Raw genomic sequence first — 15072 nt, forward strand, 5'->3', positions numbered from 1 at the left:
ATCACCCCCTGCGTTGTCTGGCATCCGTCGCGCGCTTTAAAGCTTCTCCAACATTGCGAACAGCCAACATTAGTAGAAAAATCATTGCCGCAGCCGGCAGCCAAACCCACCATCTGAGCTCCAATGTTTGCGGATTGCGCGCATATCCCAACAATGTCCCCAAGCTTGGAGTCGATTCAGGAAACCCAAATCCTAAAAAGGATAGCCCGGATTCCAAACCGATATTGGCAGCTAAGTTTAATGTCATGGTGACAATAATAATGGAACTTAAGTTAGGCAGTATTTGCGTAAACATAATCTTCCAATCTGGTGTACCTAATGTTTTGGAAGCTTGGGCATAGTCCAACTCTCTTTCTTGCAATGCTTTTGAACGGATTAGACGAGCTTTTCCCATCCATAAAAAGGCTGTCATAATGAAAGAAAATGACCATATGCTGTATTTGGGCACAATCGCTACAAATACAATAACAATCATTAAAAAAGGTAAGATTAAGAAGAAATCAACAATTCGCATCATGATATTGTCGATTGTTCCACCGTAATAGCCGGAAACCAATCCGTAAATAATGCCAATCATTCCTGTCATTAATGTAACTAGTAAAGCGATGGATAAAGAGTTGCGTGTTCCGATAATAAGCTGGCCAAAAATATCCCGCCCGCCATAATCGGTTCCGAGCCAATATTCGGAAGACGGAGGCTCGTTAATGGCAAATAAATCAACTTTAACAATTTCTGCTTGATTTAAAAATAAAGAAATACCATAGACAAATGCTGTAATGATCACAAGAAATAGTAGTGAAAAAAGTGCGATTTTATCGCGGACGATTTCTCGCCAAATAATTTGCAACATATCAGGAGCTTGTTCCGTCCCTGTATTCATCGTTTCAACATTTACTTGTTCCAACAGGTATCACCTCCATGCCTATCAGAATAAACTTACTTGATCCGTATTCTGGGGTCGACTAAACTTAAAATAATATCTGATAGTAACGCCCCTAAAATAGAAGCAATGCCTAATAATAAGACAACAGATGTTACCACACTATAGTCGCGTTGTAAGATAGATTCCATAAATAAGAGTCCCATTCCCGGATAACTGTAAATCGTCTCAATAAAAATGGTTCCGCCAATTAAGCCAGTAATCTCAAAGCCTAAAAATGCTGCTATCGGCAGAATAGAATTTCGCAAAATATGCTTGTTATAAACCCGGGACTCCGAAGCGCCTTTTGCTCGCGCCGTGATGACGAAGTCTTTTTGCTTCGTATCAATAATTTCACTTCGCAAATATTGGACTGTACTTACAGTAGTAATGAGCGCCATTGACAAAGCTGGCAACAGCATATGGTTAAACTTGCTCATAATATAGGCGAATGACCCGGGTTCTAACCCCGGTGTAACGCTCCCCCCTGTAGGAAACCAGCCAAGTGTATAGCCAAAAACCCACAACATGACAAGCGCGAAAATAAACAACGGTGTCGCAAACCCGATATACGTATACCCGGAGATTAATTGATCACGTAAAGTATCATGATAACGACCGCTTATAATACCAAGAGGAAGCGCTATCATATAAGTGAAAATTAACGTTACCAAAGAAAGCCAAAATGTATTAACAAGCCGCTCGCCAATCAGTTCTTCAACCGGCATTTTAAAACGGAAAGATTGCCCTAAATCTCCTTGCAAAGCTGAGGTAACCCAATCAGCATATTGCACATACCAAGGATTATTAAGCCCTAATTTTTCCCGTTGTTCTTCGATCGCAGCCGGATCAATATTCGGATCGATTAAACCTGATAAGGCATCTCCAGGCATCATTTGCGCCATAATAAAGACCAATACACTCAACAAAATGATTTGCGGCATGGTAATCAACAGTCGTCTAACAATAAATTTCCACATTGTTATCACCTTTCTCTGGCAACGCGACTAAATGTGTATTGGATATACTCCGTAAGCCGTAAGCCATCCCTTCATGATCAAAATAATCGTCATAATGTCTGTTATATTCTTTCTCTACTTTATCCCGCCATTTCTGCTGTTTTTCTCGATTGGAAGGGTCAATATCCGGAATTGCGGCAATAAGGCGTTTCGTATAGATATGTTGCGGATTATGAAAAATATCATCTCTAGAACCTTGCTCGACAAACCTTCCTTTGTACATGATGCCGATTTGATCACACATATGTTTGACAATACCTAAATCATGGCTAATAAAAAGATATGTCAAATGTAAATCCTTTTGGATATCCTTTAGGAAATTTAAAACTTGAGCTTGAACCGATACATCAAGAGCAGATACCGGCTCATCCGCTATAATTAATTTCGGCTTTAACGCGATTGCTCGGGCAATGCCAATTCGCTGGCGCTGTCCTCCTGAAAATTGATGTGGATATTTATACATATTTTCCGCCGTTAAACCAACTTGTTCCAGTAATTCTTGCACTTTTTTTCTTTCTTCTGTTTTTGATAATATTTCGAAGTTGCGCAGCGGTTCTGCAACAATATCCAGTACTCTTTTTTTGGGGTTTAATGAAGAGTAAGGATCTTGAAAAACCATCTGAATCTCTTTTCGAATCTCTTTTCTGTTTGACTTTACATTTGTTAAATCGACACTCGAAAATCGGATTTTTCCGTCAGTCACATGGTTTAAACCAATAATCGCTCGGCCTAATGTGGTTTTTCCTGAACCTGATTCCCCTACAAGCCCGTAAGTCTTGCCTTCTTCAATTGAAAAGGAAACCCCGTCTACAGCTTTGATCTCACCAATTTTACGATTTAAAATGCCTCCACGAATGGGAAAGTGGACTTTTAAGTCTTCAACCTCTAAAAGTGCCATATGCAGTTACCTCCTTGTCGATTTCATCCGGAAAATAAAAGTGCTGATAACATGTACAGCGGACAAAATGGCCAGGAGCTACTTGACGCAATTCCGGATGCGATTCATGTGCTGTTTTATCTATCCACGGAATCCGGGCGGAAAATCGACACCCTTCGCGCGGCATTTTTTGTAAAGAAGGGACAATTCCTTGAATCACATGAAGCTTATCTTTTATTTGATCAGTACTTGGTATGGAGTTTAATAGCGATCTGGTATAGGGGTGTAACGGCTCTTTAAACAAAGTGTGAACATTTGTCACTTCAACGACTTGCCCCGCATACATGACTGCTACGCGATCTGCCATCTCTGCAACCACCCCTAAATCATGGGTGATTAAAATGACCCCCGTTCCCATTTTGTTTTTTAAATCATTGATTAACCGTAATATTTGCGCTTGAATAGTGACATCTAAAGCTGTTGTGGGCTCATCGGCAATGAGTAGTTTTGGTTTATTGGCAATAGCAATGGCAATCACAACCCGTTGCCGCATGCCTCCTGACAGTTGATGGGGATATTGCTCACATGTATACTCCGGTCTGGGTATACCGACTTGTTTTAGTAAATGAACTACCTTACTTTGACGGTCTTGCTTGGATAGTTGTTTATTGTGAAGCAACAATGCTTCACCAATTTGGTCTCCAATTGTCATGAGTGGATTTAAAGCGGCTAAAGGGTCTTGAAAAATCATCGCCATATCATTACCACGCAACTTATTTAACTTCCCAATCGGTAAATTCATGATGTCTTGGCCATGAAAGTAAATAAGGCCTTCTATTTTAGCGCGATTATGCAAGCGCATGATGGAGAATGCTAAAGCACTTTTTCCGGAACCCGACTCACCTACAATCGCCAGCGTCTCATTTTTATTGACCGATAAAGAGACATGATCGACCGCGGCGTAATATTGATCTTTTATTCTGAAAGAGGTTGTTAGATCTTTAATTTCTAATAAACGATCGCTCATATGAATCCCTCCCGTTTCATTGGGTAGCGCTAAGCGTTTTTTTATGATCTTCGAATGGTAACCACCGTCTAGCAGAAATCTATCAATTTTAAAAAATATAAAAATATTTATTTAACAGTATATTATACCTATTTATTTTAAAGAATCAAATAATTCAAATTTGATAAATAGTTTAAACCGGAAGTCATCACTTCTACGAAATGGTGTTCGAATACAACAACTGAAATGATTTCAAAATCCCAAGGCTCTCACGCAAAAAGGCAGCACTTTTTTTGGTTCGATGAGGTTAAAACAAGAAAAACAAAATCGCTATTTAATGATGATCAATCTTTCCTGAATAGGTGATGGAATGTTAAAAATTCTTATCGTCTTGTATTCTAGAAAATTGCCAGAAATGGCGCCTGTTGAATATATTATCCATAGACAGATGGGGCTTGTGGAAGGTGAATTACAAACAGGCGAGTGTCTTTTTCAAAAAAAATGGAAACCTTTTCAAAGACTTTCAACAAGTCTCATACAGGAGAAGACTCTATTATGGCGGATAGCTTTTGTAAAAAGATGATACCACTGACAGTACGGTGAGAAACTGACGGGGCTGTCACAGAAATCGGTATTTATGGACTTTCCGGACAGTCCCGTGTTGGGGCTTTTTAGATGCCCCCCTAACGGTGATCTTTAAGGAGCTTTTTTTCCAGCAATTCAACAAGCATATACATGATTGTGGCAAAAATGACAATGAGCAAGAGAGCGAGCATGACGAGCGTAAAATTGAATACTTGAAACCCGTAAACAATCATATACCCGAGACCTTTTGCCGAAACGAGAAACTCACCGACAATGACACCGACCCAGGAAAGACCGACATTGACTTTTAATGTTGAAATAATCGTTGGAAAGGATGCGGGCAAAACCGCCTCTTGAAAAATATGTCTCTTACCGGCGCCAAATGTCCGGAGTACTGTTAAATAGTTTTCGTCGACATCCCGAAATGCCGTATAGACAACGATTGTCGTAATAATGATGGATATGATCGCCCCCATCGCAATGATCGATGTAAATCCGGGACCAAGACCGACGATCAGGATCGGTCCCAGCGCCACCTTTGGCATCGCGTTTAAGATAACGAGGTATGGATCAAGCACCTTTGAAAGAAATGGGGACCACCATAAAATAGCGGCCAGAATGGTTCCCAGAAAAGTGCCCAAAATAAAGCCGAGTACCGTCTCGAACACTGTGACTCCCACATGTGAAAATAGAGAACCGTCGGCGATTCGTTCTATCAGCAGAGCCCACACTTTGGAGGGATAGCTGAAAATAAGCGGGTCCAGCCATTGGTTGCGACTCCCTGCCTCCCAAACAATGAAAAAGGCGGTCAGAATGAGAAATTGGTAAAAACGAATCCAGCGCTTTTCAATCACAATCTGCTGTTTGTATTGCTCATGAAGGAGGAAAGGATCAACGGACTTCTTTTTCAAGGGATTCCAACTCCTTCCATATGGTTCCGAATAATTCATGGTGAGCATCTTTCGTCCTGGATTCGAAAGGACTGGTGTTTCGGAGTTCCTCTGGGACGTGAAATATTTTATGAAGCCGTCCCGGATTCGTCGCAAAAAGCAGTATGCGATCGCTCATGGAAATGGCTTCGGCAATATCATGTGTGACAAGAACAGCTGTTTTATGGTAGCTTCTTAATATATGGAACACTAGATCTTCGAGCTTTAACTTGGTTTGGTAGTCCAGTGCGGAAAATGGTTCATCCAGAAGCAGCAGTTTAGGCTGGACTGCCATGGTTCGAGCCAATGCCGCCCTTTGGCGCATTCCTCCGGAAAGCTGGCGGGGATAGGATTTTTCCACATCACCTAGTCCGATCTGCCTTAAAAAACGAATGGCATTTTCTTTCGTTTCACGATTGAGCTTCCCGTTAAGTTTTAGTCCGATTAACGTGTTGTCCTCGATTGTTTTCCAAGGAAATAAGTAATCTTGCTGCAGCATATAACCGATGCTGCTTTTTTGCGATTCCGGTGGCTTGCCATCAATCTTTACATCTCCGGTTGTCGGTTTTAACAGTCCCGAAACAATGGAAAGCAGTGTTGTTTTTCCGCAGCCGGATGGCCCGATCAGTGAAATAAACTCACCTTCATTTACAGTAAAAGATACATCCTTCAAGGCGATTTTGACTGATGAAGGGGAAAAATAATGATGTTCTATTTGTTCTGCCACAAGGAAGCTCACGATGTTTTGACCTCCTTCTTATTCAATAAAGTTATTCAGCCATCACCTTTTCAACGATGTTTGTATTGACGAGTTTGTCGTAATCCACTCTTTCCGGGAGCTCGCCAGCTTCTTTCATAATGGCCTGCAAATTTTCCCACCCTTCCTTTGTTAGCGTCATTTTCTCAGCAAACGAACCTTGATTTTTATACCGGTCAATGACAACGGCCAATGTTTCAATGTCCGAGTCTTCAAAATAAGGCTGTACGACCTCCGCTATCTCTTCTCCACTGCTTTTTTCAACCCATTTCTGGGCTTTATAAAGAGCTCTTACAAATTTTTCTACTGTTTCCTCGTTTTCTTTCAGATAGGTTTCTTTTGCCATAAATGTCGTATAAGGAACATGACCCGATTCTTCACCGAATGAAGCGATGATGTAACCTTTTCCTTCCTTTTCAAACACCGATGCAGTCGGTTCAAAGAGTTGGACGTAATCTCCGGTGCCGGAGGCAAATGAGTTGGCAATATTTCCGAAATCGATGTTTTGGATTAGCTCCAAGTCCTGCTGAGGATCGATGCCGTGCTTTTTCAAAACAAATTCGCCAACCATTTGCGGCATGCCTCCTTTTCGCTGGCCGAGAAAAGTGGTTCCTTTTAGCATCTCCCAGTCAAAGTGGTCGACTTTTTCGCGTGATACGAGGAAAGTTCCATCGGTTTGCGTCAGCTGCGCGAAGTTAATGATAGGATCACTGGTACCTTGGGCATATACATAAATCGAAGTTTCCGAGCCGACGAGGGCAATATCGACTGCATCTGATAAGAGAGCCGTCATTGTTTTATCACCGCCCCAGGTCGTCTTTAATTCAACGTCGAGCCCTTCTTCTTTAAAGAATCCTTTTTCCAGCGCCACATATTGCGGGGTGTAGAAAACAGATCTGGTCACTTCAGCAAGCCTGACTTTTTGCACTGCATCTTTCTTGTTGGAGCATGCCGCGCCAATCAGCAATAGAAATGATGCAATGAGTATCATTCCAACCTTTAGCGATATTTTCACGAAAGAACCTCCCATCAATGTTTGTAAAACGCCGTGAAATTGGGCTAACATATCGTATGATGGATGTTTAAATATGTGAAACAAATTTTGATGGCAGGAGGAACGAGTCATGAATGAAACTTCAATCATTGAGAAATGGTTGTTCCCATCTCCCAATCCGAACGTACGCATGTATTTAATGACATATATGTCTGCGGGGCTCTGCGTGAAGGGATTGCTCGCGGAGCCGACCGAGGCGGGTATGTATGATGGCCTTTTATATTTAAGGGGCGGCATTAAAAATGTCGGGATGGTGAGGCCGGCACGCATCGGCCAATTTGCTTCGGAAGGCTTCGTTGTCTTTGCTCCGTTTTATCGGGGAAATCGCGGGGGTGAAGGAAATGAAGATTTTGCCGGGGAGGACCGGAAGGATGCTTTTTCGGCATTGGCTGTATTAAAGAGCCACCCGGCAGTCCTGGAGGATCGCATTCACATTTTCGGTTTTTCTCGCGGCGGCGTGATGGCATTGTTGACCGCCATTAAACACAAAACGGCCGCTTCTCTCGTGACATGGGGAGGAGTAGCGGATATGGCATTGACATATGTCGAGCGGAAAGATTTGCGCCGGATGATGAAGCGTGTTATTGGCGGGTCGCCTAAAACGGCACTTCAAGCATATACATACCGCACTCCTTTGTACGAGCTTGAGCATCTTCGTTGTCCCGTACTGATTGTTCATGGCGAGCGCGATGAACATGTTTCGATTGAACATGCATATCGGCTGGAAAAAAGACTATTGGAACTTGGCAAGAAAGTGGAAACGAGATATTTTAAGCATGTTACGCATTACTTTCCGCCATCCTTAAACAGGGAAGTTGTGAGCGAAATCGGGAAGTGGATGAAGGGGAGAGTGTAAAAGAGCCGGAATGTAAACATAAGGGGCTGTCTAAGAAGTCCAATTCAGAGTAAATGCACTACAGTGTAAAACCAAAGAATGTTGATTTTACAGCATTTTTTGTTTCAAGCTGCGATATTACTTTTCGGACACCCCCTCAGGAATGTTTTAGAGAAGCCCATTTTCCCTTATTGGCGGTTGGGTTCCTTTGGAAGAAGAAAGATCCTTAGGTGCTGGCATCTGCCGAAGCTCTTATCTTTAATTCAGAATCCAAAATGCTGTGCCAGAATGAAGGAAATTTTCTGTCCGAGCGTTTTCGAGAGCTTTTTCAATTAAAGCGATTGTCAATAAAGGAATCCTATCCCAATGGAGGGTGTTACACTGCTCATTTCGATCGTTTTCCAGCTAGGAAGATCGTGCTTTTTCATGTACTTGCTTTAATAGTTAAAATGATTAATGGCAAACTCCCAATAGCTCTTTCAAGAAAGCGATTATGGGGTCGATGGGCCGTTTTTTTATTTCCCAAATGAAACAAATACAGATAAGATAGAACATAATGTAAGGGCTTACTAGACTGATTTGAAATATTGATAGAAAAAGAGGGATGACATTTGAAAAAGGTTTCTAAGATGATCCAAGAAGAGGGTATTTGGGCTGGGTTAAACCGTCCAGGCATTGATATGGAAGAGGCGGATATTGTTGTCTACGGGATTCCATATGATGGAGGGGTCAGCTTCCGTTCGGGTGCAAAAGAAGGCCCGGCCGCTATTCGCAATATAACCTATACAATTCCCCCGACAACGGAAAGATGGGAAGATCTCTCGTCCTTAAAGATATTGGACTTGGGGGATATGGAAGGTGCCAGCCGTGATGAAATCTTTTTGCAAGCAGAAGTAGCCGCCTACTCTATCGCTAAATCAGGCAAACTGCTAACGATGATCGGCGGTGACCATTCTACGACGATTCCTGTCTTAAAAGGCATTGACAGAGCTTTGGAAAAGCCTTTTGGCATCATCCACATTGATGCCCACTTTGATTTGTGTCATGAAATGGGGGGAGATTTACTCTCGCATGGTTCTACCGGAAGGCGTGCTTTGGAACTGGAAAATGTGCCGGATACGGAGAGTATCTTCTTTGTGGGAGTACGTTCTGTCGAGTCAGAGGAGCTGGCGTTTATTCAGAATCATGACATGAATATGATCAAAGCGCTCGAAGTAAGAAGAAATGGTGTGGAAAAAACATTGGAAACTATTCAATCCAAAATGGCCCGATTTGAACAAATTTATATTACAGTGGATATCGATTCGCTTGATCCAGCTTATGCCCCGGGAACCGGAACGCCGCAGTTTGGCGGTTTGGATAGCCGAGAGCTGCTTGATTTGTTATACGGCTTGTTTGAGCTTCCTGTCATTGGTTTTGATGTCGTGGAAGTGTCACCTAAATTGGATGATTCCGCACTCTCGGTTTTTGCGGCGAGAAAAATATTGACGGAATGCTGGGGACATCATCAGCGGAAGAACAAGAACATAAGAGGGAAATATGTAGCGGAATAAACGTAATTCGCTTGATCCCGCATTAACCGGCAGTAAGGCCCTTTGCAGAAAGGACCCGAAAAAAGTAAACAATGGGTTCAAACAACCAGTATCCGCCCGATTGGCTTAACGAACAATCAGCTGAATAAAAGCTTTCGTTCCTTGAAATTTCGCTTGACCCGGCATTAACATCCTGTCATGCCCCCCTGAAGAAAGGATGATGTCCGGAGAAAAGCTAGTTGGTCCAACACCCAGTGCCGGATTGGCTTAACGAACAAAAAGCGGAATAACAACCTTCGCCGCATGAAGTTTCGCTCTATCCCGAATAGAGCGTGAGGAATTTACACAGTAAAATGGACTGAACTCGATCTTGGCCTTTGTCTTGCTGTGTTCAGTGGGGAACGGGGGTGGAGGAAAGAACGCGACATCGTATGGCAACCTTGCTTGGCTTACATCTTGTAGGTCTGCGTCCATTGCTGGAAGTTTTTCTTTATGATGAGTGCGTGGATTGAAAATCGGATTCCTGAAATGACTCTTTCAAACTCTTTTTCTCGCACTCTATATGAGTTCATGGATTGAAATATGTATTTCATCCTTTAAAGTGCCATCATCATCCGCGTCGCACTCTATATGAGTGCGTGGATTGAAATAACGCTATATATGGAGTTTTATCTCATTGTATCGTGTCGCACTCTATATGGCTTCGCAATGATTTTTTCCAACTTCCTCACATTATTCCTTCATGACCGCGGAAGCATAGTGGATTAATGTTTTACGGATTGGGAATTATCCATGAATCCTACTCATAGACGAAAACGTGCCGTTCGCTCAATGGAGCAAGGCAGAGTTTTCATTTTTTAGCATTTGCACATTGATAAGTTCATACGTTAGTTATGGATGTGTTTGCGGGAATATGGGTGATTCGGGCGAAGCGAAAAAATATCAGGACTGGAAGGAATGGACGACATGGAAGCAACGGGCGTAATAGGACAACATTTTATCGTGGATGCCTATGATTGTAATGCTAGTGTCATTGATAGCGCTGATGAGGTAAAAAGTTTGATTTTAGAGTCCTTGAGAGAACTGCAATTGGAAATTCTGATGGCTTATTTCCATACGTTTTCACCCCAAGGAGTAACGGGTACGATCGTTATCTCTTCGTCCCATTTCTCTATTCACACTTGGCCTGAATACAGGTATACAGCTTTGGACTTATATACATGTTCCCATCAGGATGTCTGGAATGTGTTACAAAGATTTCTACGCAAAATAGGCGCAAGGCGCGTCTTTATGCATGAAATCCCAAGAGGGCATAAAAGCCGAATTTTTTCTGAAAATGAAAGTATTCGTGAGCCGGGAAAACCACTTCATGTAACAAATAAAGAGCGGGGAAATGAGTCGGACATGAAGGTTCTGAAAGAACTTATAAATGGAAAGCACAATATCTTGTATAGAGGATTCAGTGGTTTTCAGGATATTTTGCTTGTCGAGGGAAAAGACCTTCGATTGTATCTAAATGATGAGTTGCAGTTTTCATCCCTTGATGAAAGGTATTACCATGAAGCACTGGTATTTCCAGCAATGGAACTGGCAAAATCAAGAAAAAAAATACTGATTTTAGGCGGAGGGGACGGACTCGCGCTTCGTGAAATATTAAAATATACTGATGTAGCACATGTAGATCTTGTGGATATTGACCCCGTCATGATTCGTTTGGCAAAAGAGGAGCCCGCACTTGCTGCTATAAATGCCGGCTCGTTAAGGGATGGCAGGGTAAAGGTGCATATAATGGACGCGATGGAATACTTAAAGAAAACAATGGAGGGTTATGATGTCATCATCGTTGATTTTCCTGATCCCGTCGATCCTACAACCAGCTTATTATATACCAAAGAATTATTTATAGGGGCCGGCAGGCATTTGAATGCGGGAGGAGTCGTTTCATGCCAATCCAATTCCCCGAGGGATACTCCGAGAGTGTATTGGAGCATAGCAAAAACATTGAATACTGCTGGTTTCAAAACGAAAGCCTATTATACAGTGGTGCCGTCGTTTGGTGTCTGGGGATTCCATTTGGCCAGCCGTGAAAATATCATGAAAATAATCCCTGACATTTCAGTTCCCCATCGAGCAATCGACTCAAATCTAGAAAAATTATTTCATTTGCCCCCAAGTCTTCAGCCTCCGAAAACGGGCTTAATCAGTAACTGTATAAAAGACCTCAAACTTCATGTAATATACCAAAAAGAAATAAACCAATTTTGAGTATCTTACAATTTCTCAAGACAAGGGGATTTTTCATATCGAGTAATGATTCCTGTAATCGTCAAAAACCATCGAAAGCAGAGGGCCGAGGATTCCCGGGAGTACCCAGGCGGCGCGGCAGAGAGATCCTAGCGATTGGAAAAACGCAATTTGCCAAGGCTTCCCTTTTAGATGTTGTGAAAAATCTTGAGAATAGCACTTTCAGCGAATCCTTTTTCAGTTCTTTTTCTACAGCGGCTAGGGATAAATGCCATGCTTTCATGAAGAGTAAGGTACAGAAAAAGATTTTTTTATTGACAATCCCTTGAAGTTCAGATATATTATGAAATAATCAAATAATTGCGAATGAAAATCACGGGAGAGACTAAACCGTTGGGTTTGGCACCGAAGGAGCAAGTCCCAAAAAATTCCTTGGGATATAATCTCTCAGGTAAAAGTACCGTGCTTGGACGCGTCTCTGGAGAGCGCCTGTAAAGGCCACCAAAGGGGAATACTTCGTTATGAAGTTTTAAACTCTCAGGTAACAGGACAGAGGAAGGGTAGATTAAAATGCTATCTTTCCCCTGTCCTTTTTGTGTGCGAAAAAATACAAGGAGGGGAAGATAGGGAAAAGGAGGAACCAAAATGAGCTTGTTAAACGGGGATGTGGAAATTTATCGGGCTATTCAGGCAGAAAGAAAGCGCCAAGATGGATCATTGGAATTGATTGCTTCTGAAAATTTTGTCAGTGAAGATGTGATGGAGGCAATGGGTTCTGTTTTAACGAACAAGTATGCGGAAGGGTATCCGGACAAAAGGTATTACGGAGGATGTGAACACGTAGACGTTGTTGAAAAATTGGCGATTGCCAGGTTAACGGCTTTATTTGATGCCCATTTTGCCAATGTTCAGCCCCACTCCGGTGCTCAAGCGAATACGGCTGTTTTCTTCTCGATGTTGGAGCCGGGCGATAAGATCATGGGGATGAATTTATCACACGGTGGGCATTTGACTCATGGAAGCCCCGTCAATCTGTCAGGAAAATGGTTCGATGTCGTCGCTTATGGTGTAAGAGAGGATTCCCACTTGATTGATTATGACGAGGTGGAAGCCATCGCTTTAAAAGAGCGTCCTAAAATGATCATTGCCGGTGCAAGTGCATATCCGAGAATCATAGATTTTTTCAAGTTTAAAGAGATTGCGGACAAAACGGGAGCCATTTTAATGGTGGACATGGCCCATATTGCCGGCCTTGTAGCCAGTGGCCTTCATCCTTCTCCCGTCCCGTATGCGGATGTCGTTACGAGTACAACACATAAAACATTGAGAGGCCCGCGCGGGGGAATTGTTGTGACGAATGATGAAGATGTGATGAAAAAAATAAACAAAGCAGTGTTTCCAGGCATTCAAGGCGGACCGCTCATGCATGTGATTGCTGCTAAGGCGGTGTCATTCAAGGAAGCGCTTCAACCGGACTTTAAAGCGTACACTCAACAAATTGTGTCAAATGCCTCAAAACTTGCTGAAACCTTATTAGAGACGGGGGCCCGGCTCGTTTCAGGCGGAACGGATAACCATCTTGTCTTGTTGGATGTGCGTGCTTGGGGACTGACTGGAAAAGAAGCGGAGCATTTGCTGGAAGCAGCAGGCATCACCGTCAATAAAAATACAATTCCATATGATCCGGAAAGTCCATTCGTGACGAGCGGGATTCGGATTGGAACCGCTGCTGTCACAACCCGCGGAATGAAAGAAAAAGATATGGAGCTCATTGGTCGCGCTATAGCGGATATTTTAAAGAGCAAGGGAGATCCGGCTGTTACGAAGCGCGTGCAAGAAACGATACAGCAACTTTGTCGCGAATATCCCCTTTATCAAGAGCTATTGGTTAGATAAAGTGGGGTGGCGAAAGTGATTTATAACAGTTGTTTTGATATTATCGGTCCAATTATGGTGGGGCCTTCCAGCTCTCATACGGCTGGTGTCGTGTCCATCGGAAAGTTTGCTTATGATCTTCTCGGGGGTGTTCCCGACTATGCCCATATCACTTTCTATGATTCGTTCGCGGAAACATATCGGGGGCATGGGACAGATAAGGCCATTTTAGGCGGCCTGCTTGGCATGGATACGGATGACCCGGGTATTCGCTATGCCTTCGATCTTGCGCAAGATGAAAAAATGAACGTTACGTTTCAAATGGAGAACCAATGTTCTTACTTTGACCACCCTAATACGCTAATGGTTGAAGTCAGAAGGAAAGGCAAGGGGCTGGAAATTGGAGGTGCATCCCTGGGAGGGGGGCTTTCAAAAATTTTTTACATGAATGAGCATCGGCTGGATCTGTTGTTGAATACCGAGATTGATATGGAGTGGATCAAAGAAACATATCTATCAGAAAGCAGGTGAAAAGAATGGAATTCTCTTCGATGGAAGAGCTGCTCCAACAGTGTCATGAAAAAAATTGGGGAATTGGCGAGCTTATGCTGGAATGGGAAGCAAGCAAGACCGGCCGAAGCCAGAAAGACATTTTCGAGAAAATGAAAGAGCGGCTTTTGAGGATGAAAGACGCGATTGAAACAGGCATTGAAGACAAGTCAACGGCTCCAAGCGGTATTTCGGGCGGTGACGCTTACTTGCTGCAACAATATAAAGAGAAAGGCAATTACCTGACAGGAAGCATAACGGTCGATGCCATGAAGTATGCGTTCGCGACTTCCGAAACAAATGCAAGGATGGGAGTCATTGTGGCCACGCCCACCGCCGGTTCTGCCGGAATCCTTCCGGGATGTATTTTTGCCCTCAGGGACAATACCGACATTCCATTTGATGAACTGGTGATGGGCCTGTTTACTGCCAGTGCCATCGGATATGTGATCGCCAACCGGGCTTTCATTTCAGGAGCGGCAGGCGGATGCCAAGCCGAGGTGGGATCCGCAACAGCCATGGCAGCGGCCGCCATCGTTGAAATGAATGGAGGTTCGCCTAAACAGTCGGTGCAGGCAGCGGCCATGGGGCTTAAATCACTGCTTGGACTCGTGTGTGATCCGGTTGCCGGGCTTGTCGAAGTGCCTTGTATTAAAAGGAATGTCATCGGCACTTCAATTGCTTTTACAGCGGCGGAAATGGCTCTTGCCGGCATTCAGAGCAGAATTCCGTGTGATGAGGTCATTGGAGCGATGTATGATATCGGGAAAAGCATGCCGCGCACTTTAAAGGAAACAGCGCTCGGCGGATTGGCCGCTACCCCGACGGGAGAAGAGTTAAAGCAAAAAATAATGGGGAAACCGTGTTTAAGAAATGTGAATTAATATCAGT

General features: G+C 43.2%; 13 protein-coding genes and 1 riboswitch. Of the genes, 6 read left to right on the forward strand and 7 right to left on the reverse strand.

Annotated features, from left to right (window positions below; translation table 11 throughout):
* Position 1: 1 nt before the first annotated feature.
* The 7 genes from MHB50_RS03780 to MHB50_RS03810 all read right to left on the reverse strand — a co-directional run bounded on the left by MHB50_RS03780 (position 2) and on the right by MHB50_RS03810 (position 7083).
* On the reverse strand, positions 2 to 880 hold the full coding sequence (locus tag MHB50_RS03780; RefSeq protein WP_205179638.1) for an ABC transporter permease: 879 nt from the start codon (positions 878 to 880) through the stop codon (positions 2 to 4).
* A gap of 56 nt (positions 881 to 936) precedes the next feature.
* Entirely contained in the window at positions 937 to 1899 is a 963-nt protein-coding gene (gene opp4B / locus MHB50_RS03785) for an oligopeptide ABC transporter permease (protein WP_077110916.1), read from the reverse strand.
* On the reverse strand, positions 1880 to 2836 hold the full coding sequence (locus MHB50_RS03790; RefSeq protein WP_205179612.1) for an ATP-binding cassette domain-containing protein: 957 nt from the start codon (positions 2834 to 2836) through the stop codon (positions 1880 to 1882). Before MHB50_RS03790 ends, opp4B begins: the two co-directional genes overlap by 20 nt.
* Entirely contained in the window at positions 2817 to 3842 is a 1026-nt protein-coding gene (locus MHB50_RS03795; RefSeq protein ID WP_340084875.1) for an ABC transporter ATP-binding protein, read from the reverse strand. Before MHB50_RS03795 ends, MHB50_RS03790 begins: the two co-directional genes overlap by 20 nt.
* Before the next feature lie 662 nt (positions 3843 to 4504).
* Positions 4505 to 5317 (reverse strand): ABC transporter permease, encoded by an 813-nt coding sequence (locus MHB50_RS03800; protein WP_077110909.1) that lies wholly within the window; start codon positions 5315 to 5317, stop codon positions 4505 to 4507.
* Positions 5298 to 6074, reverse strand: coding sequence for an ABC transporter ATP-binding protein (locus MHB50_RS03805; RefSeq protein WP_077110907.1), 777 nt, complete (start codon positions 6072 to 6074; stop codon positions 5298 to 5300). Before MHB50_RS03805 ends, MHB50_RS03800 begins: the two co-directional genes overlap by 20 nt.
* Before the next feature lie 31 nt (positions 6075 to 6105).
* The gene (locus MHB50_RS03810) at positions 6106 to 7083 is read right to left on the reverse strand and encodes an ABC transporter substrate-binding protein (protein ID WP_340085282.1); all 978 of its coding nucleotides are present in this window, start codon (positions 7081 to 7083) and stop codon (positions 6106 to 6108) included.
* A 133-nt stretch (positions 7084 to 7216) separates the two neighbouring features.
* Between MHB50_RS03810 and MHB50_RS03815 the strand changes: the two genes are divergently transcribed.
* The 6 genes from MHB50_RS03815 (at position 7217) to sdaAA (ending at position 15065) form a co-directional block, all read left to right on the forward strand.
* Positions 7217 to 8002, forward strand: coding sequence for a prolyl oligopeptidase family serine peptidase (locus MHB50_RS03815; RefSeq protein ID WP_077110906.1), 786 nt, complete (start codon positions 7217 to 7219; stop codon positions 8000 to 8002).
* 590 nt (positions 8003 to 8592) lie between these two features.
* Positions 8593 to 9534, forward strand: a complete 942-nt coding sequence (speB, locus tag MHB50_RS03820) for an agmatinase (protein WP_205179609.1) — start codon at positions 8593 to 8595, stop codon at positions 9532 to 9534.
* A gap of 936 nt (positions 9535 to 10470) precedes the next feature.
* Entirely contained in the window at positions 10471 to 11778 is a 1308-nt protein-coding gene (gene speD / locus MHB50_RS03825) for an adenosylmethionine decarboxylase (RefSeq protein ID WP_340084876.1), read from the forward strand.
* Between the two features lie 345 nt (positions 11779 to 12123).
* Positions 12124 to 12230, forward strand: a riboswitch (glycine riboswitch).
* 172 nt (positions 12231 to 12402) lie between these two features.
* Positions 12403 to 13653: a serine hydroxymethyltransferase gene (glyA, locus tag MHB50_RS03830; protein WP_339162053.1), complete on the forward strand. Its 1251-nt coding sequence runs from the start codon at positions 12403 to 12405 to the stop codon at positions 13651 to 13653.
* A gap of 15 nt (positions 13654 to 13668) precedes the next feature.
* Positions 13669 to 14163: a serine dehydratase beta chain gene (locus MHB50_RS03835; RefSeq protein WP_340084877.1), complete on the forward strand. Its 495-nt coding sequence runs from the start codon at positions 13669 to 13671 to the stop codon at positions 14161 to 14163.
* Between the two features lie 5 nt (positions 14164 to 14168).
* Positions 14169 to 15065: an L-serine ammonia-lyase, iron-sulfur-dependent, subunit alpha gene (gene sdaAA / locus MHB50_RS03840; protein WP_077110898.1), complete on the forward strand. Its 897-nt coding sequence runs from the start codon at positions 14169 to 14171 to the stop codon at positions 15063 to 15065.
* Positions 15066 to 15072: the final 7 nt, after the last annotated feature.

Origin of the sequence: Siminovitchia sp. FSL H7-0308 (assembly GCF_037980985.1) — a bacterium.
Taxonomy (GTDB): domain Bacteria; phylum Bacillota; class Bacilli; order Bacillales; family Bacillaceae_C; genus Siminovitchia; species Siminovitchia thermophila.